General features: G+C 59.3%; 25 protein-coding genes. 12 read left to right on the top strand and 13 right to left on the bottom strand.

Features of this window, described 5'->3' with window-relative positions; all coding sequences use genetic code 11:
- Positions 1-90: 90 nt before the first annotated feature.
- Entirely contained in the window at positions 91-240 is a 150-nt protein-coding gene (locus OOF89_RS04945) for a hypothetical protein (protein ID WP_266078955.1), read from the bottom strand.
- A 173-nt stretch (positions 241-413) separates the two neighbouring features.
- Between OOF89_RS04945 and OOF89_RS04940 the strand changes: the two genes are divergently transcribed.
- Complete coding sequence (locus OOF89_RS04940) at positions 414-1157, top strand: DNA polymerase sliding clamp (RefSeq protein ID WP_266078953.1); 744 nt, start codon at positions 414-416, stop codon at positions 1155-1157.
- 83 nt (positions 1158-1240) lie between these two features.
- On the opposite strand, the gene OOF89_RS04935 is transcribed toward OOF89_RS04940, so the two are convergent.
- Positions 1241-1828 (bottom strand): DUF7474 family protein, encoded by a 588-nt coding sequence (locus OOF89_RS04935; protein WP_266078951.1) that lies wholly within the window; start codon positions 1826-1828, stop codon positions 1241-1243.
- A 144-nt stretch (positions 1829-1972) separates the two neighbouring features.
- On the opposite strand from OOF89_RS04935, the gene OOF89_RS04930 reads away from it, so the two are divergent.
- On the top strand, positions 1973-3040 hold the full coding sequence (locus OOF89_RS04930; RefSeq protein ID WP_266078949.1) for a DNA primase large subunit PriL: 1068 nt from the start codon (positions 1973-1975) through the stop codon (positions 3038-3040).
- Here OOF89_RS04930 and OOF89_RS04925 read toward each other — a convergent pair.
- Positions 3037-3240 (bottom strand): DUF7472 family protein, encoded by a 204-nt coding sequence (locus tag OOF89_RS04925; protein ID WP_266078947.1) that lies wholly within the window; start codon positions 3238-3240, stop codon positions 3037-3039. The genes OOF89_RS04930 and OOF89_RS04925 overlap by 4 nt on opposite strands.
- Positions 3241-3765: 525 nt before the next feature.
- Between OOF89_RS04925 and OOF89_RS04920 the strand changes: the two genes are divergently transcribed.
- The gene (locus OOF89_RS04920; RefSeq protein WP_266078945.1) at positions 3766-4449 is read left to right on the top strand and encodes an SWIM zinc finger family protein; all 684 of its coding nucleotides are present in this window, start codon (positions 3766-3768) and stop codon (positions 4447-4449) included.
- Positions 4450-4486: 37 nt separating this feature from the next.
- Here the strand turns inward: OOF89_RS04920 and hjc are convergent, their stop codons facing one another.
- The 3 genes from hjc to OOF89_RS04905 form a co-directional block, all read right to left on the bottom strand.
- Positions 4487-4975, bottom strand: a complete 489-nt coding sequence (hjc, locus tag OOF89_RS04915; RefSeq protein ID WP_266078943.1) for a Holliday junction resolvase Hjc — start codon at positions 4973-4975, stop codon at positions 4487-4489.
- A 92-nt stretch (positions 4976-5067) separates the two neighbouring features.
- A complete protein-coding gene (locus OOF89_RS04910) occupies positions 5068-6351 on the bottom strand; it encodes an adenosylhomocysteinase (RefSeq protein WP_266078941.1) in 1284 nt (427 codons plus the stop codon).
- A 95-nt stretch (positions 6352-6446) separates the two neighbouring features.
- Entirely contained in the window at positions 6447-7748 is a 1302-nt protein-coding gene (locus OOF89_RS04905) for an amidohydrolase (RefSeq protein ID WP_266079862.1), read from the bottom strand.
- A gap of 96 nt (positions 7749-7844) precedes the next feature.
- Here OOF89_RS04905 and hisG point away from each other — a divergent pair, with 96 nt between their 5' ends.
- A complete protein-coding gene (hisG, locus tag OOF89_RS04900) occupies positions 7845-8693 on the top strand; it encodes an ATP phosphoribosyltransferase (protein ID WP_266078940.1) in 849 nt (282 codons plus the stop codon).
- Positions 8694-8722: 29 nt separating this feature from the next.
- Here hisG and OOF89_RS04895 read toward each other — a convergent pair whose 3' ends face one another.
- The 3 genes from OOF89_RS04895 to OOF89_RS04885 all read right to left on the bottom strand — a co-directional run bounded on the left by OOF89_RS04895 (position 8723) and on the right by OOF89_RS04885 (position 12735).
- A complete protein-coding gene (locus OOF89_RS04895) occupies positions 8723-9166 on the bottom strand; it encodes a universal stress protein (RefSeq protein WP_266078939.1) in 444 nt (147 codons plus the stop codon).
- 116 nt (positions 9167-9282) lie between these two features.
- Complete coding sequence (locus OOF89_RS04890; RefSeq protein WP_266078938.1) at positions 9283-10557, bottom strand: inorganic phosphate transporter; 1275 nt, start codon at positions 10555-10557, stop codon at positions 9283-9285.
- Between the two features lie 57 nt (positions 10558-10614).
- The gene (locus OOF89_RS04885) at positions 10615-12735 is read right to left on the bottom strand and encodes an outer membrane protein assembly factor BamB family protein (RefSeq protein WP_266078937.1); all 2121 of its coding nucleotides are present in this window, start codon (positions 12733-12735) and stop codon (positions 10615-10617) included.
- Positions 12736-12938: 203 nt separating this feature from the next.
- Here OOF89_RS04885 and hisH point away from each other — a divergent pair, with 203 nt between their 5' ends.
- Positions 12939-13598, top strand: coding sequence for an imidazole glycerol phosphate synthase subunit HisH (hisH, locus tag OOF89_RS04880; RefSeq protein WP_266078936.1), 660 nt, complete (start codon positions 12939-12941; stop codon positions 13596-13598).
- Between the two features lie 27 nt (positions 13599-13625).
- Here hisH and OOF89_RS04875 read toward each other — a convergent pair whose 3' ends face one another.
- Positions 13626-13970 carry a hypothetical protein gene (locus OOF89_RS04875; RefSeq protein WP_266078934.1) on the bottom strand — a complete coding sequence of 115 codons (345 nt, stop codon included), beginning with the start codon at positions 13968-13970 and terminating at the stop codon, positions 13626-13628.
- A gap of 327 nt (positions 13971-14297) precedes the next feature.
- Here OOF89_RS04875 and OOF89_RS04870 point away from each other — a divergent pair, with 327 nt between their 5' ends.
- The 3 genes from OOF89_RS04870 to OOF89_RS04860 are packed head-to-tail and all read left to right on the top strand — an operon-like array spanning position 14298 to position 17482.
- Positions 14298-15401: a tRNA (guanine(26)-N(2))-dimethyltransferase gene (locus tag OOF89_RS04870; RefSeq protein WP_266078932.1), complete on the top strand. Its 1104-nt coding sequence runs from the start codon at positions 14298-14300 to the stop codon at positions 15399-15401.
- Between the two features lie 36 nt (positions 15402-15437).
- On the top strand, positions 15438-16664 hold the full coding sequence (locus OOF89_RS04865; RefSeq protein ID WP_266078931.1) for a YihY/virulence factor BrkB family protein: 1227 nt from the start codon (positions 15438-15440) through the stop codon (positions 16662-16664).
- Positions 16665-16666: 2 nt separating this feature from the next.
- Positions 16667-17482: a phosphatase PAP2 family protein gene (locus OOF89_RS04860; protein ID WP_266078929.1), complete on the top strand. Its 816-nt coding sequence runs from the start codon at positions 16667-16669 to the stop codon at positions 17480-17482.
- A 75-nt stretch (positions 17483-17557) separates the two neighbouring features.
- On the opposite strand, the gene glnA is transcribed toward OOF89_RS04860, so the two are convergent.
- The gene (gene glnA / locus OOF89_RS04855; RefSeq protein ID WP_266078927.1) at positions 17558-18928 is read right to left on the bottom strand and encodes a type I glutamate--ammonia ligase; all 1371 of its coding nucleotides are present in this window, start codon (positions 18926-18928) and stop codon (positions 17558-17560) included.
- A gap of 124 nt (positions 18929-19052) precedes the next feature.
- On the opposite strand from glnA, the gene lrp reads away from it, so the two are divergent.
- The 3 genes from lrp (at position 19053) to OOF89_RS04840 (ending at position 20650) form a co-directional block, all read left to right on the top strand.
- The gene (gene lrp / locus OOF89_RS04850; protein WP_266078926.1) at positions 19053-19511 is read left to right on the top strand and encodes an HTH-type transcriptional regulator Lrp; all 459 of its coding nucleotides are present in this window, start codon (positions 19053-19055) and stop codon (positions 19509-19511) included.
- A gap of 45 nt (positions 19512-19556) precedes the next feature.
- Positions 19557-20201 carry a helix-turn-helix domain-containing protein gene (locus tag OOF89_RS04845; RefSeq protein WP_266078924.1) on the top strand — a complete coding sequence of 215 codons (645 nt, stop codon included), beginning with the start codon at positions 19557-19559 and terminating at the stop codon, positions 20199-20201.
- A 122-nt stretch (positions 20202-20323) separates the two neighbouring features.
- The gene (locus OOF89_RS04840; protein ID WP_266078923.1) at positions 20324-20650 is read left to right on the top strand and encodes a DUF7344 domain-containing protein; all 327 of its coding nucleotides are present in this window, start codon (positions 20324-20326) and stop codon (positions 20648-20650) included.
- Between the two features lie 88 nt (positions 20651-20738).
- On the opposite strand, the gene thsA is transcribed toward OOF89_RS04840, so the two are convergent.
- Together thsA and OOF89_RS04830 are read right to left on the bottom strand one after the other, a co-directional pair.
- Complete coding sequence (thsA, locus tag OOF89_RS04835; protein WP_266079860.1) at positions 20739-22409, bottom strand: thermosome subunit alpha; 1671 nt, start codon at positions 22407-22409, stop codon at positions 20739-20741.
- Positions 22410-22548: 139 nt separating this feature from the next.
- The gene (locus OOF89_RS04830) at positions 22549-23097 is read right to left on the bottom strand and encodes a KH domain-containing protein (protein WP_266078922.1); all 549 of its coding nucleotides are present in this window, start codon (positions 23095-23097) and stop codon (positions 22549-22551) included.
- A gap of 290 nt (positions 23098-23387) precedes the next feature.
- Here OOF89_RS04830 and OOF89_RS04825 point away from each other — a divergent pair, with 290 nt between their 5' ends.
- The gene (locus OOF89_RS04825) at positions 23388-23660 is read left to right on the top strand and encodes an EMC3/TMCO1 family protein (protein ID WP_266078921.1); all 273 of its coding nucleotides are present in this window, start codon (positions 23388-23390) and stop codon (positions 23658-23660) included.
- Positions 23661-23668 lie beyond the last annotated feature (8 nt).

The raw sequence follows: 23668 nt of genomic DNA, 5'->3' as shown, positions 1-23668 counted from the left end.
TTATCGCTCCGAGGCGTAAACGCCCTTCGTTCGCTCCTCTCGTCGTCTTCCACTTCGCGGATCGCTCCTCGCCAAAATAGATAAAAACAGCTAGCGGTACTCACATTCGTCCTGATGTCGGACGAGATCCGATTTGTTCTTCCCGCCGACGAAGACCTTCTTCTTGCAGTAGTCGCAAATACCCCATCGTGGGTCGTCTTCGTCGAGCGTATATCCGTCTGGCCGCCACTCCTGCGACATATACGGGAAAAACACCTTCTACCGTAAAACGTTTATCAAAAATCTGTTTGGTATCGGGCGTAATAATCGGTGGGAAACGGTGAGTCGGGCAGAAACTGATAGTTTGTCATGCGCACACGTCGCGCGCGCGAACGGGTGACTTTTTATGCCGCCGTTTCGTAGCAATCGCCAACATGTTCAAGGCTATCGTGAGCGCGGATACGCTCCGGACGACGATCGATTCCGTGGGCGTTCTGGTGGATGAGTGTAAAATCCACCTCGAAGAGGATGGCCTCGCTATCAAGGCGGTTGACCCGGCGAACGTCGGGATGGTCGACCTCCAACTCTCAAACGAGGCATTCGAATCCTACGAGGCCGATGGTGGCGTCATCGGCGTCAATTTGGACCGGCTCGAAAGCATCGCAGGAATGGCCAGTTCCGACCAACTCATCGAAATGGAACTGGACGAGGAAACCCGAAAGCTTCACATAAAAATCGACGGGCTGGAGTACACTCTCGCGCTTATCGACCCGGACTCTATCCGACAAGAGCCGGATATCCCTGATCTCGATCTCCCCGCGACCATCGTCGTCGAAGGGTCGGATATCGACCGAGCGGTCAAGGCCGCCGACATGGTTTCCGACCACATCGCACTCGGTGTGGATGAAGGTGAGAACGTATTCTACGTCGAAGCGGAAGGCGACACCGACAACGTCGATCTGAGACTCGACACCGACGACCTCATCGACCTTACGGCAGGTCCTGCCCACTCACTTTTCAGTCTCGACTATCTGAAGGACATGAACAAGGCACTCCCGAAAAACGGCGAAGTGACCATCGACCTCGGCGAGGAGTTCCCGCTGAAGATGCACTTCGAAACCGCGGAGGGAATGGGCGAAGTTACGTATATGCTCGCCCCGCGTATCCAGAGCGACTGATCGTTCGATTTCTTCGATTTCACGCCTCCGACGCCGACGAAGCGACGGGCGTTGCCACCATCCACTGACCGATACGACACAAATCAGAGGTTCCGGTCGATAACCGCCTTCGTGGACTGCGCTTTCTCTTTCCACCCGTAACCTGCCTCGTAGACGTGTCGCTTGCTCTCGACCAACTCTTCGGGTGAGGATTCTTCGAAGCCACCGCGACTCCACGTCCCGCTCTTGTGGAGCCATTCGACGACGTTCTCGCGCGTTTCGGGCCACGATAGGCCGACCATCTCGTACCATGCGATCATGGCGAAGACGGCGTTGTCGTGGGTTCCCGGAACGCTTCCTTTCTCGTAAATCGTCTGCATCGGCTCGAAACTCGGTTCGGACACCGTCTCTCGGAACTCGTCGGCAGTGAGGAGTCGAAGCGCACCGTCGCTCTCGACTATGCGTTTTTCGTGTCGGAGGCGGTCAAGTGCGGCCGCATGGAGCGCATCCCAGCGCCCGTGAACCGCCTCTCGGAGTTCCGCCTCCGCGTGCGAGTCGGTCGTGAGCACCGCGATGATGTCCGTGTACGACTTTTCGATGTCCGCCCACGGCTCGCCATCGAACCGGCAGTCCGGGCCGTGAAGGTTCGTCGTGGTTCGGCAGTCGGGACACGGATACGCGAAACGTGGCACGGAACCCGCTTCTCACGCGTCGGTAATAGATGATTGGATTCCAGTGCGGTCGGGAAACGCCGGATTTCCGTCTCAGCGACCGCGGGTAATCGACCGTTACCGTGCGACCGTCGCGTTTATTCGTGACCGCACGAATTGGCGAGTATGAATTCGCTCCACGCCCGATACCCGTTTCTCACAGCTGCTCGTGAGGCGGTTCGGGATGCGAACGTCAACCTCGCCGAGATCATCGCCGGTGAGGGTGACCGCCATCCGGCGGTTGAGCGTGGTGTGGAGCGCGTACGCCGCGCACTGCTGGATGGAACGGTTCGTCCGGTAGCGGATGGACGGCGATGGGGAACGACTGCCGAGGTACTCTCGTATCCGATCGCGAGGATGCTGGTATCGCTCCTCGATGCTCCCGGCGCTGTCGAAAAGTACGCCAGTGCTGAGGCGGGAACAGCTTACGAGCAGTTCGTCGCTGACTTCGAGGCCCCGGACGACGGTTTGAAGAGTACACGGGGAGCCTCACTCACGCTCGATACGCTGGTGGCCGATTTCGACCTCTCCGAATCGGTCGTGGAGCGCGAGGACGATTTCGGCGTCGCAGTCGGGCCGTACCTTTCGCTCATCAGTGACTTTTCCGACGACGAGTGGCGACTTGCCTCGCGGCGACTATCGAACGGCTACGTCGGCGTCTCGCGGGCGGAACTCAACGAACTGCTTCGGGCGTCTACTGAGATGCGAATCGCCTCCGACCTCCCCCTTTCCGTCCCGGAGGAAATCGAGGATGCGCTGTCCGAGGAAGTGTCGGAACTCGAATCGTCGTTCACCGACGCCGACTTTTCTCACGACATCGATACGCTCGCACCGAGTCTATTCCCTCCCTGTATGAAGGCCCTGCTCGCGGACGTGCGGGACGGCGAACGCCTCGCCCCCGCTTCGGAATTTTCCCTCGTCTCGTTTCTCGCCAGCATCGGGCTCGACACGGACGAGATTCAGGCGCTCTGTGAAGTTCGTGGGTCGGCACGTGCGGACCGGCTACGTTATCGAATCGAACGAGTGCGGGACGAGCGTACCGCACAGTTCGCGCCACCGAGTTGTGCGACGCTCCAGGCATACGATGACTGTGTAAACAAGGACGACCGCTGTGAGACGATTACGCATCCGTTGGTCTACTACGAGGACGCGCTGGACGAGAACGGTACCGTGACCGATTGGCGCGATCGTTAGTGTTGGTTCGCCAGCCACAGACCGACTCCGGTCATCAGCAACACGAACCCGACCATGACGGCGACGACGGCGAGCGCTCCCTGTTCCGTGAGACCGCCGCTATCGAACTGGCTGCCGACAACGAGCATGACTGCGATAAATAGACCGACCGACACGACGGAGACGACGATGTCACGAAGCTTCTCGCCCTCGATATTCATGTCCGGCGTTTCCCGCGGTTCCGTCAAAAGTTCTCCGCTTCGAAGTCGGGAGCGGGAGTTTCGTTGAACTGAGCGTTTATCGTGATTGCTGGTTTCAATCCATGCGATAGAATATCGACTTTCGGTGTGATTGCAACTCGTGGATCGAAACCGCATGCGGGGCGTCGTGCCAACGGTCGGCGAAGGCACACGAACATTGGGGAGGATGCGGAGGGCGTGCGGCCCTCGGTTCGGGCCACATGCCCGATTGTGGTGGCGGTCGTTTTGGAGTCGGCACCTGCGGGCAATATCGAAGCGCCAGCTACAGACCCATGATTTCGGAAAATACGACGAAAAACACGAAGACGTCCACTTTCAACGGGCCATTACCCTCAACATAAATCGAAAAACGACCTGACACTTGCGAGAACAGGTGAAACCCTTACACCCTTCCAGCACGTACCTTTTACACGTAGAAACGACCGCCGAGACGCCGGAACGTGCTGATTTTCGCCGTATTCGTTTCGCGTAGGAGGAAGCAACACAATGAACACAGCCGCTTCCAGAAAAGTATCGTTGGCTCCGCTGGCCGACACTGGCGAGACTGATCCTCGCTCACAGCGTGCCAGAGCGGAGCGAATGGCCGTCACGCCGCTCGGTGGCGGTCTCTACGAAGTCGAAAGCCAGAGCGACCACACCTACTTCGCCGACTTGCTCGGCGGCCGCTGTACCTGTCCCGACCACATGATGCGCGGGGTTCAGTGCAAACACCTCCGTCGTGTGGCCATCGAAATCAACGAAGGACGGGTCCCACCCCCGGGCAAGGAGGCGGTCGAATGCGCCCGCTGTGAGGCGGTCGTTTTCGTGGACGAACAGCTAGCGGACGCCGTTCACTTCTGTGAACACTGCGAGCTTCAGTCCGGCGAACCCGTCATCGACCGGAACACCGGCGACTTGATGGTCGTCGTCCGAATGCCGGGGTTCCGCGCCGATACGGTCGAAGTACCCGGCAAGGATTGTACCGTGGCCGAGTATCCGGCGAACGAAGGATACCCACCGGACGACCCCGTGGTGGAAGTGCTCTACCCGATTCCGGCGGGATTGCGGCCCGAGCAGTTACGGCCATCACATCTGCGTCGCTACTCGTTCCCGCGCTCGCGGCTTCGACGCCCCGAACCGCCCGCAGACCAATCCGAACTAACCGATTTTCCGGACCCGGAGTCCGAGTAGCGACTCCGCCGGTGTTCTTTGCGAGTTTCGAGAGCGGTTACTCCAGCATCGCCTTTGCCTCGTCCACCGAGAGGATTCCCTCCGCGACAGCGTTGAGAACGTCTCCGATCCCGTGTTCGGGTGCTTCTTCGTCATCGTCGGTTTGAAGCGCCCCCATCGGTTCGCCCTCCTCCAATGCGGTTTCCTTTTTGACTCGATAGTTGCCCCCGTCGGTCTGATGGACGTCCGCCGGGTGGAAAAAGTACCAATCCTCCCGGTCGAAACGCACGCCGATTTTGGGTTTCGCGCCGAAATTCTGCGAAAAGTAAACCAACGCCTCGACTTCCTCCCCGGTGAGATAAATCGGATCTCCGGAACTGGATTTTGCCTCGATAGCGTAGAACACGTCGCCGTTTCCGGCCAGCACGTCCGGCAGTTCGCGCTGGGTGGCACCACCGCTCGCCGGGGCGCGCATGACCGCGAACCCTTCCTCGTCCAATCTGTTGACGAGTTCGCGCTCCCGTCTATCGCCTTTCGCGTTCGCCATTCGTGTCCATATCTCTCTTTGCTCGTGGTTTAATCCCGTCGCCTCGACGGTGTCGCGCTATCGACCGACAAAAACCAATTACCGTCGAACGCTTACGTTCCGTGCTGCCAGCTACCCATGTAGTCGGCTTGCTCGTCAGTGAGCGAGTCGAACTCCACGCCGTCCGCTTCGAGTTTGATCTCCGCGATCTCCTTGTCCAACTCGTCCGGCACCTCGTGGACGCCAGCGTCGTATTTCTCGCTATTTTCGACCATCTCGCGGACACAGGCGGCCTGTACGCCGAAGCTCTGGTCCATCACTTCGACGGGGTGACCCAACGCGAGCGGTGCGGCGAGATTGACGAGACGGCCCTCGGCAAGGACGTTGAGACGCCGTCCGTCTTCCATCTCGTATTCGTGGACACCATCGCGGGCATCCCGCTCGCTGACGGCGAGGTCGGAGAGCTGATTCAGGTCGATTTCGATGTCGAAGTGACCCGCGTTGGCGAGGAGGACGCCGTCCTTCATCAGGTCGAAATGGTCTTCCGTGATAACGTCGCGGTTGCCAGTCGTCGTTATGAACACGTCGCCCTCTTTCGCGGCCTCCGCCATCGGCTTGACATCGTAGCCTTCCATGTGGGCTTCGAGCGCGCGCCGCGGTTCGACTTCCGTGACGACCACGTTCGCGTTCTGGCCTGCCGCCTTCTTCGCGACGCCTTTGCCACAGTAGCCGTAGCCAGCGACGACGACGGTCTTTCCGGCCCACGAGAGGTTCGTCGTCATGGCGATGGTGGCGAGCGAAGATTCGCCCGTGCCGTGAACGTTGTCGAACAGGCGTTTCATCGGCGTGTCGTTGACGGCGAAGACGGGGTAGTCGAGTGCGCCGTCTTCGTCCATCGCGCGGAGTCGGTGGACGCCGGTCGTCGTCTCCTCACAGCCGCCGACGACGGAGTCGATAAGCTCGGGGTGGTCCTCGTGGATTGCGGCGACCATGTCCATCCCGTCGTCCACCGTGACGGTCGGTTCGATGTCGATGACTGCCTCGATTGCTTCGTAATACTCCTCGTCGCCCACGCCGCGTTTGGCGTAGCTCGTGATGTTCGGATGTTCGTCCAGCGCGGCGCTCACGTCGTCGTGGGTCGAGAGCGGGTTGCACCCCGTGACGGCGACTTCCGCGCCACCTTCTGCGAGGGTCTCGACCAGCACGGCGGTTTTCGCTTCGACGTGCATTGCCATCCCGATTCGCTGGCCGTCGAGGGGTTTCTCCGATTCGAACTCCTCCCTGACGGTGGTCATGATCGGCATGTGCTGTCGCGCCCAGTCCATCTTCCGATGCCCTTCGACGCGAGCGGACTCGACGTCGTCGAGTTGCTCGCTGATCGATGGATACTCTGCCATGCTGTAGAAAAGAACGAGCGCACCCAAAATGCTACCGAAGGCGGTCGGCCGAAAACGTATCGTGTGAGATCCAGTGCAAACGCGTTTCGCCGAAATCAGTCGGATGCACGTCGGATGGCGTCCGTTGCTCGTTTTTCAGCCTCTTTTCGAACCGACGTTTCGTCCATCACGAGCACCTCTTTGTCCGCCATGAGCACCCTCCCGTCACAAACCGTATGCTTCACATCGCTGCCGCGAGCGGCGTAGGCGAGGTGACTGACGAGGTCGTGACGTGGCGTGAGATGACTCACCGACAGGTCGAGAACTGCGAGGTCGGCGTTCGCACCCTCTTCGATTCGACCGCTGTCGAAACCGAGGACGGTCGCGCTTCCCTCGGTCGCCATTCGGACGACCGTTTCCGCGTCGACCGCACTCGCGTCGTTGGCCGAGAGTTTCCCAAGCATGGCCGCGTCGCGCATCTCGCCGAACATATCGAGGTCATTGTTCGATGCCGCGCCGTCCGTCCCCAGTCCGACCGTGACGCCCGCGTCCAACATTGCCTGGACGGGTGCCATCCCGCTGGCGAGTTTCATGTTCGAGGCCGGGCAGTGGACGACGCCGGTTCCCGTCTCCGCGAGCAGGTCGATTTCGGTTTCGTTGACGTGAACCCCGTGAGCGACGAAATCGGTCGCGCCTGTCATATCCATCTCGCGGGCATATTCGAGCGGTCGCACACCCCGTTTTTCAACGATCGGTGCAACCTCGTCTTTCGTCTCGTTTGCGTGATAGTGGAGTGGGACGCCGAGTTCGCGGGCGTTTGGGATGTATTCCGCTAAGTACTCCTCACCGACCGTCGTCAGGCTGTGTGGCATCACTGCCGTGGAGATGCGCCCGTCGGCGGCACCGTAGAACTCCGCCGCGATTTCGAGGCTGGTTTCGAAATCCTCGCGGGCGGCCGTTTCGTCCCGGCCAATCGTCACGACGCCGTGACCGAGCCGGGCACGAACTCCCGCGTTTTCGACCGCTTCGGCTACTTCATCGACGTGGTAGTACATGTCCGCGAAGCCAGTCGTTCCGGACTGAATCATCTCCAGCAAGCCGAGTTCGGTTCCGGCGTGGATGTCCTCCGATGTCAGCTCCGCCTCAACGGGCCAGATATCCTCCCTGAGCCACGATTCGAGGGGTTTGTCGTCGGCATAGCCACGGAGAAGCGTCATCGCGGCGTGACAGTGCGCGTTGACGAGACCGGGAATCACGAGGCCGTCGTTCGCATCCAACGTTTCGTCAGCATCCGAAATCTCGTTCGGTGGATCGACTGCGAGGATTTCTCCCTCGTCCTGGTCCACCAGCACGTCGGCGCGTTCCACGGTCATGTCCGGTCGCAGTACCTGCCCGTCCGCGATTCGGAGGGTCGTCATGCGTACTGCTTGTCCATCCTCTTGCATGACTTTGATGGATTGCGGTCCGCGCCGGGAAAGCAAGAGTAATCCGTCTGGCGGACAGATGCGGAGATAATGCGAATCGCCGTCCCCAACAAGGGCAGGTTGCACGACCCGTCGATGGAACTGCTTGAACACGCGGGACTGCATGTCGTGGACGGAGCAGACCGAAAGCTGTACGCGAACACGGTTGATCCGGACGTGACGTTGCTCTTCGCCCGCGCGGCAGACATCCCGGAGTACGTGAGCGATGGTGCGGCAGATATTGGAATCACCGGCCTCGACCAGATGCGAGAAGCGAACCCCGGAAACGTGGTCGACTTGCTCGATTTGGGCTACGGCCAGTGCCGTCTGGTTCTCGCCGCACCCGAGGACGGCGATATCGACGATGTCGCCGACCTCGCAGGGAGAACGGTCGCGACCGAGTTTCCGAACATCGCAAAGCAGTATTTCGCCGAAACATCCGTCGATCCCGAAATCGTGGAGGTCAGTGGCGCGACCGAACTCACTCCGCACGTCGATATGGCCGACGCCATCATCGACATCACGAGCACAGGTACGACCTTGAAGGTCAACCGTCTCGGCATCATCGATGAGGTGCTATCGAGTTCGGTTCGTCTGTTCGCCCGCGACGATATGGCCGATGACGGAAAGGTCGAACAGGTCATGATGGCGCTCCAGTCCGTCATCTCCGCCGAGGGCAAACGCTACCTGATGATGAACGCGCCCGAGGACAAACTGGATGAAATTCGGGACGTGATTCCCGGCCTCGGCGGCCCCACCGTGATGGACATCGCCGGCAACGGAAAGGTCGCGGTGCACACCGTCGTCGACGAGCGCGAAGTGTTCGAGACCATCAACGAGGTTAAGCAACTCGGTGCCAGCGGTATTCTCGTCACCGAAATCGAACGACTCGTTGATTGAGGACACGACGCCAGCCCATCCCGTCTCCTCTACCGCACGATAGTCACCGTCATCGGCGAGCGGTGTGCCACTTTTTCGGCGACGGAGCCGAGGAGGATGGTCGAGATGTCCTCCTTTCCGTGGGTTCCGATCACGATGTGGTCCACGTCGTGGGATTTGGCGTATTTGAGTATCTGTTTCGACGGCTGTCCCATCTTGATGGTGCCCTCGAACGGCACGTCACCCGCCGTTTCCCGCAGCTCCTCGTGAAGCTCCTTCGCGTTATCCCACTCCTTTTGGTACCACTCCTGTGAGTAGGCTGGCATTCCTGCCTTTCCGAGTGGTGACTGATACCCCGGCGACAGCGGGTCGATGTCGAACGGATTGACGACCGTGAGAACCGTGATTTCCACGTCGGGTATCGTCAGCGCGTAGTCGAGCGCCGCCTCCGATGCTGGCGACCCATCTATCGGAACGAGAACGTGTTCCCCCATATGAGCGGTCACGACCGCAATCGAGTAAAACGATTTTCTCTGATTATGCCACGACCCGCGGTGGACGAGGGTTCGTCTACCGGTCCATTCGTTTGTCAGTTCACTCGTCCGTCGGTTCACCCCGTTCCGAGGATAAACTCGAAGAGGACGTACGATCCGACCGCAGAAACGGTCGGGGAGAGGACCCACAGTACGACGATTCGGCTCGTCGCGGCCGGGTCGAAGAGCGTTTCCGCGGCCAGTTCCTCGATATCCTCCTCGCCGATCGGCGGAACGTCTGCCGTCTCACCACCGTCTCGTGATGCCCGTGGGGTCGGCATCTCGCCCTCCGCGACCTCGCCAATGGTCGGGCCGGGCGGAACCTCCGTCTCGCTGGTCTCGGCGATGAGTGCCCCAGTCGAAAGGTCCACGTCGGGCGTCGGTTCCGGTTGCATCGCGGATTCCGCTGCGTCCGCGAGCGACACCGCACGACTGGCCCGCCCCCATCCGAGTCCGATGATACACGAGGTGGTGCTGACCGCGAGACTCGCCGGAATTCCGAGTCGGGAGAGGATGGTGATGATCGTCGCACCAATTATCGAGACGATGAGCGCCGCCAGTATCGGCAAATCGGTGATGCCGTCGCCGATCGTATCGAGCGTCCGGCGGGCGATGGTGAATCCGCCGAGACCAACTGCGCCGATTGCGAGCAGAATCCCCTGTTCGATGGTGATGGCTCCGTTGCCGACGAGCGGGGCAACCGCGTTCGCCGCGTTCGATGCCCCTGCGCTGAAGCCCATGTAGCAGGCGATAACCAGCACCGAAATCGCACCGACGAGGTCGCGTTTCCCTACACCATCGTTGAGTTTCGGAAGGGGAACCATTCCGGAGCGGTCCAGTCGAAAGAGTCCTCCCTCGATTCGGGAAAACGAGAAGCGAGCGTCGAGATGCGGGTAGATGTAGCGGCCAACGACCATTCCGATCCAGAACGCGGCGAGCGGTGCGATGATCCACGCGGAGACGATGGTGAACATTATCGACTCGTTCAACGTGTTGGTGGCGAGACCGAGTCCGACGATCGCCCCGACCGCTGTCATCGAGGTGGACGCTGGCACGCCGAACAAGTTCGAAATGAGGAGTGCAAACCCCGCAAAAAAGAGCACGATGATGCTTGTTTCGAGCGTGAACTGACTCGCCGGAACGATGCCGTCGCTCATCGTTTCGATGACGTTCCTTCCGACGGTCCAGCCTCCCCAGAGCGCGAACGCAGTGAAGAGGCCTGCCGCCCCGACTTTTCCGATGATTCGACTCCCCACGGCCGGACCGAACGCGACGCCAGTCGATGACCCCCCGATGTTGTAGCCGACGAAAACGGCGACGAACAGTCCGATTATCAGTAACCCTGTGACCACATTGGTTCCCCCGAATCATATGACGGCGTGGAGCTATTTCGTTCTTTCTCGTCCGACTCAAGCGCGAAACGTCGCCCACCGGAGCATATCATCGAACTTCACGACCGATTCGTAGCGGTCGTTCGGGTCGTCTGCCATCGCTTTCGAAAGCACCGCATCCACCTCACGGGAGACCGACGAGTCGAAATCAGCGGACGGAACCTCCTCGGCACTGACATGGGGCGTGTTGCCAGTCACGAGGAACCGTGCAATCGCACCGAGGCGATACACGTCTGTCCGTTCGTCCACTGTGCTCCCCGCAACCTGTTCCGGTGCGTCGTACGCCGAGGTATCGCGATACTCCGCGAGAGCGATGGCAAGTTCCCAGTCGCTCACGTCGGTCTTTCCGTCCCCGTCGAAGAGAACCGACTCGGGCGTGAGGCCGCCGTGAACCATCCCGTCTAGATGTGCTCGGTGAACCGTCGCGTTTGCGGCGGAGAGATCCTCTATTTGTTCTTCGAGGGGTCGCTCGCAGTCCGCGAGCGACCCGCCACCGTAGTGGGGTAGTTCGACCCAACCGTCGTCGAAGTCGAGAATCGGGACGACTCCCCGCCGGTCGCTCAGGTCGGCCCAGCGTTCGACTGCTGCGCTGAACTCCTCGGTGCGATTCGGGTCGGTTAGATACCGTCTGGTGACGACGTGTGGACCGTCCTCACCGCGCTTTCTGACACGATACGTCTCGGTGAACTCGTCGCTCCCGAGGCGTTCGAGGTGGCCGTATTCTAGCTCGGGTTCCGTCCCTGATTCCACCTCGGTGGATTCCGTTTCCGCGTTCATTCGACGGTACGCTGCGAAGACACCGGTCCCGAGGAGAACACCCGAGAGGGCGAACCCTGCGCTGCTTGTGAGAAAATCCGTCGTCTCGTCCACGAGCATCGCTGGAAACGGTCGCTGGCGGATAAACCCATACACGGATCCTCTGGTTCCGAGGATTACGTGTTCTTCCGAGACGGAGAGCATCGTTGGCTCCTCGTCCACCTCGAACGACCATTTGACGGTTCCATCCTCGGTTGTGAAAGCGTACAGTCGGTAGTAATGTATCGTATAAAGGACTCCCTCCACGATGTCTCCCCAGTAAAAGTGTAAATTATCCGTGGCTGGAAGCTCGTACGTCCATCGTTCGGAACCGTCGGTATTCACCGCGATGATCCGTTTTCCGGTGTTCAAAAACACCGCCCCGTCGGCCACGATCGGTCGTTGACCGTGTCTAACTGTACTCTCGTACTCCCAGCGTACGTTTCCGTCGGCTACGTCGAGCGCGACCAGGTTCTCGTTCCAGAGATACAACGTACCGTCGTGTACCTCCGGCGCCGAATAGCCCCCATCGTCCAACGATTTCGTCCAGTGTGTCGAACCGTCGGGATTCAGCGAGACTATCGTTCCACGGATTTGGCAGATAATCGCCTTCTCGGTTACCGAATGTAACCTGAGTGTGGCGTCTCCTTCCTGGGAGGACTCCGTGATCTCTGCCCCACTTCGCTTCCATCGTTCCCTTCCCGAACCGGCCGAGAACGCATACACGCCGTTCTCCGTACCAACGTATACGGAGTCGTCACGATGGTCGAGCGAGTAACCCCGTTCGCTTTCGATATCGTTCTTCCAGCGAACCGTTCCGGAGTCGATGTCGTATGCGACGACGTTGAATCGCTCGGTGGCGTAGACCGTTTCGCTGTCGAACGCCAGTCGGCTCATATACCTTTCAATGGGTCGTCGCCATCGCTCGGCACCGTCTTTGGGGCTGAGCGCGATGAGCGCTCGGTCTTCCCTCGTTTCGCTGCTGCTGGGTGCACCGACCACGAAAACCGTGCCGGCTTCGGCGACCAGATTTTGAAGCGACAGAAACGTCTTCTTCCACAACTCGTTTCCGGTCGCTTCCTCGATTGCGAGGACGCTGGTGGTACGCGGGTCGCCGCCGTTCGACTTGGAGGAACCGATGACGTACACCACTCCGTCCGCCGCCGTCACCGGATAGTACGCTTCGACGCCCGACCGCGAAATCGTCCAATTCGGCTCGGGCGCATTACCTGCCGTTCCGGTTGTCGTAGTCGTCTGTGCACTTCCGACTGCACCGGCTATTCCGGCCGTTCCGGAAGCGGTCAGGAATCCGCGTCTGGAAAGCGAGGAGGGCGAAGAGTTCATACTCCCATCTATCGAGTCGAATTATTTATAGATGAATATCGAAACGGAACGGTCGGCCGAAGGTGGGAACGAACGCCGTCCGTATCCCGACGCGGATTCGCTCATCAGTTGTGGGACGTTTCGTCCGAGGTCACCGGTTCCACATAGCGGTGAAATCGGAGAAAACACAAAGCCGTTTGTACGCCGAGTCGCTATCGACTGGTATGGAACAGGGACCAGGTACGATGGAACGAACTGCCTCGGTCGTCGTGGTCGATTACGGACTCGGCAACCTTCGAAGCGCCGTCAGCGGTCTCGAGCGCGCCGGGGCTGCTGTCGAAATCTCCGACGACCCCGCCACGTTCGAAACCGCGGACGGAATCGTTCTTCCGGGGGTCGGGGCGTTCCGTGAAGGAGTCGAAAACGCCGGGCCGTATCGCGAAGCGCTCGTCGAAGCCGCGGAAAGCGGGACGCCGGTGTTCGGCATCTGTCTCGGAATGCAGATGCTGTTGACGACGAGCGAGGAAGCGGAACGTGCCGGGGAAGGGGAAGTAACCGGACTCGACTGCATTCCGGGGACGAACGTTCGATTCGGCGACGGGCAGAAGGTCCCACACATGGGGTGGAACGAACTATCCGTCGAACGCGACCACCCGCTCGTGGACGGTGTCAATGGGGAGTACGCCTACTTCGTCCACTCCTACTATGCCGTGCCGGAAAACGACGACGCGATAGTTGCTACGACGGACTACGAAACTCGGTTCCCAAGCATCTTGGCCAACGAGTCTGGAACCGTGTTCGGGACGCAGTTCCACCCCGAAAAGAGCGGCGAGACGGGGCTTCGAATCCTGCAGAATTTCGTCGAAATCTGTGCGGACGGCTGAGGGGGGGATCCGCTTCGGTCCGACTCTTCAAAGGAACTCGCGAACGTCCGAATACCACATGTCGTGGTGGTCCATGGCATCGATTCGTCGTGCGATTTCCACGGCGAGGGCGTGCCAACACAGCTCCGTCGGGTCCTCGGGGTCGAGATTGTACTCGCTGTCCCGGCAGGTGCATCCTCCCTCGACGATATACTCGTCCTCGAATCCAACAACGACCACAAAATCCTGATACTGCTTGACTCGTTGTTCGGACACCGCCTCGATTGCCTGCATCCCCCGGTCGTCGTGAACGGTGAGGATTCGGTCGACGACGTCCGGCGTCAACGATTCCACGTCGTCGAGGTCTGCTTGCCACTGCTCGACGGGATTCACGGATTTCCCTCCGTGGGCGGGTGTTGACGACGGGATGGATACACCGGACGCACGGATGGGCGATTCGGACGGCCGAAATAAACCCATTCCGATAGCGTATAGGAATACGGTTCGGTAAGGTTGTGGTGTTCGTGGGTGCTACGCGCCAGACGAAGCGTTACTGAAGAGGTTGACGTAACGATACCTTTAGTCGCTGAACCCGACACGACGCTACCAAAACCCGGGGCAAAGTCTCTATCCACTCGATAAAAACGGATACGCCAGAGACACATCCTCCTCGCAGTCGAACTCGCTGGGCTTTTCGCCCCGGAACGCGGAATCGGAACCATGAACGTCCGCGAAGGAGGAGTCGAGGTGGTCGTCCCCGAACAGGACGGCGACAGCATCACCGACGACGTGTTCTTCAATCCGGTACAGGAGTTGAATCGCGACCTCACGGTCGCCGTCTTGCGAACGTATCGCGACCGAGAACCACGAGCAGAGAGCTATCTCGACGCGATGGCTGCCTCGGGAATTCGTGGCATTCGCGCCGCGCAAAACGGCTGGGACGTCACCTGTGCGGACATCGACCCCGATGCGATCGACCTCTGTCGGGAGAACTTCGAGCGCAACGACTTGCCGGGCGAAGTCGTTCATCGGAACGCCAACGCGCTCATGCACGAGTCCGTCTTCGACATCGTGGACATCGACCCCTTCGGAACGCCGATACCGTTCGCCGACGCCGCCTTCGCCAACACCCGTGACCTCGTCTGTGTCACCGCAACCGACACCGCTCCGCTCTGTGGCGCACACTTCCACAGCGGGGTCAGAAAGTACAGCGCCATTCCGCGGAACACCGACTACCACGCCGAAGTCGGCGTTCGAATCCTCCTCTCCGCGCTCGCCCGAACTGCCGCCCGATACGACACGGGTATCACGCCGATTCTGACCCATGCGACGAACCACTACGTCCGGACCTACCTCGAACTCGACCACAGCGCGACCGACGCGAACGCCGCGATGGACGAACTCGGCCACGTCTACCACTGCGAGGACTGTCTCCACCGCGACTACGAATACGGCCTCATCGCCAACCCGCCCGAAACCTGCCCTGCCTGCGATAGCAACCGTGTTCTCACCGCTGGTCCGGTCTGGCTCGGGGCGACTCACGACGCGGAATTCGTCGCCGAAGTGCGCGAGAACGTCACCGATGATATGGGAAGCGTAAAACGCGCGAACAAACTCCTGGACGCACTCGAAGGCGAACTCCACGAACCTACCCACTACGATCAACACAGGCTCTGTAAGGAGTGGACGCGGTCGGCCTCCGGAATGGACGACTTTTTGGACTGGCTCCGGGATGCTGGCTACGAAGCTTCGCGTGCCCACTACGGCGGAACGACGTTCAAGACGCCGGCGAGCGTCGAAGAAATCCGGATCGCAACCCAGTAGCGAAATTATTAGTGCGTTTTCGCCTAATTAGTAGGTGTGAATTTTCGAGCGACTATCGGCGAAATCACGGACGAGGTACGCGAACAGGAAATCACGTTCCTCGCCGCCGGAATCGCGTTCTACGCATTCGTCTCGATACTCCCTGCACTCCTACTGGGATTGGCACTCGTCTCCATTGTCGGCGGTGAAGGCATCGCCACCGAAATCGTCGAAACCGCTCAACGATTCCTCTCACCCGCCGCGGAGGCGGTTATCTATGAGGCGTTTACCAACCGGTCGGGCCGTGGGGGTGCAACTATCGTTGGTGTGCTCGTTCTGATATGGAGTACGCTCAGGGTGTTTCGCGGTCTGGACAAGGCGTTTTCGCGAGTGTACGATTCGAACGGGGTGGAATCGTTTTTCGAAACGCTGGTCGATGCGCTCATCGTCGTCGTCGTCGTCGGATTGGCACTCGTCGGACTCGCGGTCGGCAACATCGTGTTTTCCGCGTTCGGATGGGTTCCATTCGCAAAGGCCCTCTCCGCGGTGGTCATCCTTTTTGCGCTCGTGCCAGTGTTCCTTCCGCTCTACTACTTCTTTCCGGATGCGGACGTGACTGTTCTGGAGGCACTTCCGGGAACGGTGCTCGCAACCGTGAGTTGGGTCGGTTTGCAGGTGGTGTTCCAGACGTACGTCGAATCGGCGGCACAGTTCACCGCGTACGGCGTCCTCGGAGGTGCGCTCTTGCTGGTTTCGTGGCTCTATCTGGGTGCCATCGTGCTCCTTCTCGGTGCGGTGGTGAACGCCGTCCTCGCTGGAGGGCCTTTCAGGAAAACTAAAGACGCGGGGGAAACCAACAGCAAACAGCAGGTAGATTCAGGAGAGTATATGACCGACGATACAGAGCAGTCTGCCCCGGATATCCTCGAACTGCACGGCGACGTCGAGCGCCTCCAATCGGAGTTCGAGGAGTTCGAGCACGATGTTAGCGAGCGCACGGTTCAGAAACCCGAACTGGAGTCGGAGCTAAAGCGATACGTTCGCAGACGGATGCGCCGCGGACACGCCCGCGGGTGGGGTCCGTATCTCGTTCTTCTGTACGGGACAGCCATGACTCTCGGAGCGTTCCGATGGCTCGAAAGCGGATGGGCGATCGCCGCCATGCTCGTCATCTGGCTCTCGACGCTCGGATTGTACACACTGATGGTGCTCATCGGATTCGGCGTCAGTGCGGTCGGTGTTCCGGGTCGTGTCAGTGGCCGAATCAGAAACTGGCGCTCCTGATTATGTCTCGGGGATGGGGTGTCGTCGAACTGCTTCGGGAGACGTTGCCGGGGTGGGTACCGGAGATATTCGTTTACGTTACGCAACTGGGTGATGCATGGTTTCTCCTTCTCGTCGGGACGCTCTGCTATTGGCTCGGTGACGACCGGGAGCGGTTTGCCTTCGTTCTCGCTGGCACGCTGGGTGCACTCTCGTTGACGCTCGCCTTGAAGGAGTTCTTCGCACTTCCCCGACCGAACGCAGCGCTCCAGTTCACCGAGGCGACTGGCTACGGTTTCCCGAGCGGCCATGCCCTCGGTTCGACCGTATTTTGGGGCCTACTCGCCTTGGCTGTAGACCGATGGAGTCGCAACGTTCGTATCGTCGGCGCGGTGGTCATCGTTACGCTGGTTGTCCTCTCACGACTCATCCTCGGCGTCCACTTCGCGGTCGACGTCGTGGCCGGTGTCGCTATTGGACTCGCGTATCTGGCGTTCATCATCAAGGGACTCCGGTGGAAACCGACTCCGACGTTCGGACTCGCGGTCGTTTTCGCGCTGGCCGCTGTACTCCTGACAGTGCGTACGTCGCCGGCCCAAAATGGTCTCCTCGACCCAACCGCCGCGGTCGGGGGTGCGGTAGGTGCCTTGCTGCTGTGGTTGGTGCTCGGCAGATCCGACGAATCAGTGAGCTACGCTGCATGTGTCGTCGGAATAGCGCTATTTGGCGCACTCTCTTACGTCGGTCTCAAATTTTCACTTCCACTCGCTGCCGTGTTCGTGATCAACGCTGTCGTTCAGGGCGGCGTAATCGCGTATCCGCGAATCGCCGGCCAGTAGCCGAAGCGAAGGAATATCGTCACCGTTCTTACTGTCGCAGAATCGATAAGAGAACCGTTGCCGCGCCGCCGAAGTTTAGAACTTCTCCAAGTAGCGGTCCTTCTCCCAGCCACTGACGTAGGTTTTGTAATCGTCGTACTCGGCGGTTTTGACCGTGACGAACTTTTCAACGACGTGGTCGCCGAGCGCCTCCGTGACGACTTCGTCCGTTTGGAGCGCATCGACGGCTTCCATGAGGGTTCCGGGAAGCATGGTGATTCCGTGCTCTTCGCGCTTTTCGTCGTCGAACTCGTAGATGTCTTCACGCACGGGTTCGCCGGGGTCGGCCCCGTTTTCGATGCCGTCCAGTCCCGCGCTGATGACAGCGGCGAGCGCGAGGTAGGGGTTGCACGACGGGTCTGGACTGCGGATTTCGAAGCGCGAGCTCGCGCCTGCTGCGTCGGGTACACGGATGAGTGCCGAGCGGTTTACACCACTCCACGCGACGTAGACGGGTGCCTCGTAACCCGGCACGAGACGCTTGTAGGAGTTGATCGTCGGGTTAGTGATTGCCGTGAACGCCTCGGCGTGGTCGAGGATGCCGCCCATGAAGTTGTATGCCGTCTCGGAGAGGTTGAACTCATCGTCCTCGTCGGCGAACGCGTTGCCATCCTCGTCGAAGAGGCTCATGTGACAGTGCATGCCCGAGCCGTTGATTGCCGAGATCGGCTTGGGCATGAAGGTGGCGTGGATGTCGTTCTGTTCCGCGACCGCACGGACGACTGCGCGGAAGGTTGCGATGTTGTCGGCCGCCGAAAGCGCATCGTCGTATTTGAAGTTGATCTCGTGCTGGCCGTCCGCGACTTCGTGATGGCTGGCTTCGATTTCGAAGCCCATCTGCTCTAGTGTAAAGATGACTTCCCGGCGCACGTCGCTGGCCATGTCTTTCGGTGCGAGGTCGAAATAGCCGCCAGAGTCGTGCGGAATGGTGGTTGCCTTGCCCTCGTCGTCCTTTTCGAACAGGAAGAATTCGGGTTCCGGACCGATACTGACGGAGTAGCCCATCTGATCGGCTTTATCGAGAACGCGTTTGAGGACTTGTCGTGGTCCTCCTGAGAACGGCGTTCCGTCCGTGTTCACCACGTCACAGATGAGACGGGCACTCGCGGTTTCACCGTTCGAGCGCCATGGGAGGACGGCGAACGTAGATGGGTCGGGTTCGAGGCGCATGTCGCTTTCCTGAATTCGCGCGAAGCCTTCGATGGAAGAGCCGTCGAACCAAATCCCCTCTTCGAACGCTTTTTCGACTTGATGAGCCGGGATGCTGACGTTTTTCACGGTTCCCGTGATATCGGTAAACTGGAGACGGACGAAGTCGACGTTTTCGCGCTCGATCGCTTCCAGAACGTCCTGCTCCTCTTTGTTCAACCCTTCCTCTTCTGTCGCGGCAATATTTCCGTCTGTCATCTTTATCGACAGTCTACGCAAATACATCCACCATTAAAACTGTAACGGTTGGTCAATTGTGCAATTTTTGCCCAGAATTGGATATTCGTTAAATTCTAATGCATGGAGTGGGATGGTTGGTGTAATGACGTACGAAAATCTTGATGCGAAGCTAGTAAACGAACTACTTGGTGACGGTCGGGCAAGTCTTCGAAGCCTCGCTGAAAAACTGGACGTGTCGGTGACGACGATCTCGAACCACCTTGCAGACTTGGAGGAACGGGGGGTTATTCAGGGGTACACTCCCCGAGTCGATTACGACGCGCTCGGCTACGACGTGACGGCTATCGTTCAGCTAAAAGTCGAGGGGAATGCCTTGCCCGAGGTAACCGAACGACTGCAGGACCACGACCAAATGATCAGCGTCTACGAAGTCACGGGTGACTACGACATCATCGCTATCGGAAAGTTCACCGATACGGATGGAATGAACGAGCAAATCAAGAAACTACTCATCGACCCGGATATCAAAGAGAGCAACACGAGTGTCGTGTTGAACGCCGCGAGCGAACACGAACAGTTCACGCTCGACGTCGGCAATTAGTCGGGTATCAGTAACTCTTAGACCCCGGAGCGAGTCGTTACGGTCATGAGCGTTATCGCGGAGTTCACTATTCATGCTCCGACCCTCGTGTTGACACCGACGCTCGAAGCCGCTCCGGGGATGACCGTCGAACTCGACCAACAGATCGTTGCGGCAGGCTACACGCCACTGCTCATCGTCTGGGTGAGTGGCGACGATTTTACGTCGTTCGATACCGCCATCGAACGGGACGAAACGATCGCGTCACATGCGATCATCGAAGACCTCGACAGTCGAAAACTGTACCGACTAGAAATAGCCTACGACGACATTCTTCCCGTGTATCCCGCATATCGGAAACTGGGTGCGATTCCGATGGCTGGGCAGGGCAGAGCGGGCGATTGGCGACGACGGATTCGATTTCCCGACCGTGATGCGCTCGCCGAGTTTCAACAGTTCTGTGCCAACGAGGGAATCGATTTCTCACTGCGACGACTGTACACGCCAGGCGACGAACAAATGGCATTTCAACTGACTGAGCCACAACTCGAAGCGCTCGTCGCCGCGTACGAAGTCGGGTATTTCAACGTACCGCGCGACGCGACGCTCGAAGATCTGAGCTCGCAGCTCGATATTAGTAAACAATCAGTTTCAGAACGTCTTCGACGTGCGCAATCGCATCTCGTCTCGAACGCTATCCTGGGTGAGTGAAATATATTGCCTGATTTGTAAGGCCAACGTTGAGAGTGTTCGACGTACATGAACGAAGTAGAACGTCTCGATCGGAGAAACGAGTACAAATTTCAGTTCCAGTCCGACCCTCTCAACCAACGATGCCCACTCAAGACGAAATCAATACGCCAGCGCCGTCAGTCGTTTATTCCACGCTTGCGAGTGCCCGCCGTCGACTCGTGCTTACCGAACTCCTCGGTCAGAATCAGTCGATATCCGTCTCCGATCTCGCAGAGACCATTGCTTCCGAGGAATCCGACAGCGACCCACGACGTATTCACGCTCAATTACATCACAGTCATCTTCCGAAACTCGAAGACGCTGGGTTCGCCGTCGTGAAAGATGGACACGTAACGCTGGCCAGCCATAGAGACACTATCGAACCCTATCTGGTTCTTGCGGAACGATTCGACTCGCTACGAGACTGATCTTCAAAAAAGCGTTCGAACGGTCGATAGCGATGCAGTTGTGGAAGCGGATACGGGGTCGGCCGTGTGATGAAGTTCCTGTCGGAAGTTACATCGCACCGCCCATGCCACCCATACCGCCCATGCCGCCCATGCCGCCCATGCCGCCTGCCGGTGGGCCGCCTGCGTCCTCGTCATCGTCGCCAACCTGACCGCCCTTCAGTTCGCCTGCGGCGATAACGTCGTCGATGCGTAGGAGCATGACAGCGGCTTCTGTCGCGCTCTCTACTGCCTGCGTTTTGACTCGGAGCGGTTCGACAACGCCGTCTTCTTCCATGTCGACGATATCGCCGGTGTAGGCGTCAAGGCCCGAACTGGCGTTGCCAGCGTCGTGTTTGCTACGAAGGTCAACGAGCGAGTCGATGGGATCGAGTCCGGCGTTCTCGGCAAGCGTGCGTGGGATGACTTCGAGCGTGTCGGCGAACGCTTCGACAGCCAACTGTTCGCGGCCACCGACACTGTCGGCGTAGTCGCGCAGTGCGAGGGCGAGTTCCGTTTCCGGAGCGCCACCGCCGGGGAGGACTTTGCCGTCCTCGAGTGTGACGCGGACGACACCGAGACTGTCGTCGATTGCGCGCTCGACTTCGTCTACGACGTGTTCCGTGCCACCGCGGAGGATGAGGCTGACGGATTTTGCCTCTTCGACGTCCTCGACGAAGATGCGCTGGTCGCCGCCGACGTCCTTCTGTGCGACGCTACCGGCGAAGCCGAGGTCGTCTTCGGTGATGTCGTCAACGCTATTCACGAGGGTTGCGCCCGTCGCGCGAGCCAGTTTTTCCATGTCGCTGGATTTTGCGCGTCGGACGGCGAGGATACCTTCCTGGGCGAGGAAGTGCTGTGCCATGTCGTCGATACCGCCGTCCACGAAGACGACGTCAGCGCCGACATCGACTAGCGAGTCAACCATTTCACGGAGCTGTTTTTCCTCTTGGTCGAGGAACTGCTGGAGTTGGTCGGGGTCGGTGACGTTGACCTCGGCGTCGATTTCCGTCTCCTTGATTTCGAGTGCACCGTCGACGAGGGCGACGTCGGCGTCCTCGGCGAAGTACGGCATGTTGTCGTGGACGCGCTCCTTGTCGATGATGACGCCCTCGACGAGTTCGGAGTTGTCGATGGTCCCGCCGACGACCTTCTCGACTTTGATGTTGTCCGTGTCGATCTCGTCGTCGTCGGCGACGCTCTGGACGGCGTTGACGACGAGTTCCGCGAGGTGTTCCTTGGCGTTCTCCGCACCTTTGCCGGTCATCGCCGTGGCGGCGATCTTCTCGAGGTATTCGGTGTCGTCCGCGTCGACTTCGATCGCGGCGTCTTCGAGGACTTCCTTGGCCTTCTCGGCGGCCTGTCGGTATCCCTGCGCGAGCGTGGTCGCGTGGATGTCCTGTTCGAGGAGGTCCTCCGCCTTCTGGAGGAGTTCACCGGCGACGACGACCGCGCTGGTCGTCCCGTCGCCGACTTCGTCTTCCTGTGTTTCCGCCACTTCGACGACCATGTTGGCCGCCGGGTGCTCGATTTCCATCTCTTTCAGGATGGTGACACCGTCGTTCGTGACGACGACGTCGCCCATCGAATCCACGAGCATTTTGTCCATCCCTTTCGGGCCGAGTGTGGTACGTACGGCCTCTGCGACCGCCTTACCGGCGGTGATGTTCATGGACTGCGCGTCGCGCCCGGAGGTTCGCTGGCTGTCCTCTGAAAGAACGATAAGTGGCTGATTGCCCATTGGCTGTGACATAGTCATCACATGGGTTGATTGCGATTCTATATAAATCTTTTCTTGGACACGTGCGAACGTGCCACAAAGGACTCGCGAAGTGGAATGCTATGCAATAACAGGGTAGCGTTTATATAGGAAAATGGAGCTAACCGCTGAACTGGTGATACTCCATTCCTTGTTGTTTCATCTCGTTGCGTTTGCGTTCGAGGAACGAGTACACCGCACCGTGCGGTGCGCCATCCAGAATCATCTCGGCGGCACTCCGAACTGTCTCTACCTGCTGTGGTTGCCCGATGATCCCGAGCGTCGTGCCGTAAATAACGACGTTTGCACCCGTCAGCTCCTCCATCAACTGGCGAGTTCGACCGTTCTCACCGATGAGTCGGCCTTTTTGCCGCTGAAGGTCGTTCTTGTTGCGGGCGGCGGCATCGATATCCACGAGGTCGAACAGCATCAGGTCGTCTTCGAGCAGTGTGAGCGCCTCGTCCGGGGCAAATCCGCGCCCGATCGCTCTGACGATTTCCGGCGCTTTCAGTCCGCGGACGGGGTCACCAGTCTTCTCGACTCGTACCGAACCGTCGTCGGAATCGATATCGAGGCGCACGTCGGCACGACTTTCAATCTCTCGCATCGTCTCACCGCCTTCGCCGATGAGAACGCCGATTCGGTCCTGCGGTATCGTCACGTGCTTCATGAACGCTCTTACCACCTGACGCGGTTTAAGCCCTTCCCTACCCACCTTTTGCAGCGTTCGCGTGACTCCGTCGCGCTCTCTGGCAAAATCTGGATCAAAAGCATTCTTCCTTCACTTCGCTCCGCTCCGTTCAGTCGTCGGCCCGCTCGCTCGTCGTTATCGCTCCTCACTCGCGGAGAGCATGCTGGCAACTTCCCGGTCGTGCCGTCTGCTGATTTCCGGCAGTTGTGTCGTCTTCTGAAAACGTCCCGTGGAAAATGTCGATAGGTGATTGAAAATAACATCCCCTTATGGAATCGAAAAACGGCGGTTCGTGGTCGAAATATGACAAATTTGTGGGGATGTTGGCGGTCGGTCTGTTTGCAGGCTACTTCGTTCGGCCGACAGAGGCGGCTATCGTCGCAGTCGTTCCGCCGCTTCTCTCGCCGCTCGCGGTGTGGCTTCCGTGTTCGCTGTTCATCTTTGCCCTCGCAGGGACGACGGGACTGTACACTGCAATCTTGCAGACGAAACTCCGCGATTCGGAGCAAATGGGGCGGCTTGTCGTCCAGCGAGTTTCGTAAACGCGGTC

The sequence above is a fragment of the Haladaptatus caseinilyticus genome (assembly GCF_026248685.1).
GTDB classification, from domain to species: Archaea; Halobacteriota; Halobacteria; order Halobacteriales; family Haladaptataceae; genus Haladaptatus; species Haladaptatus caseinilyticus.
Note: the sequence above shows the minus strand (reverse complement) of the source record. Positions and strands in the feature narration are given on the sequence as shown.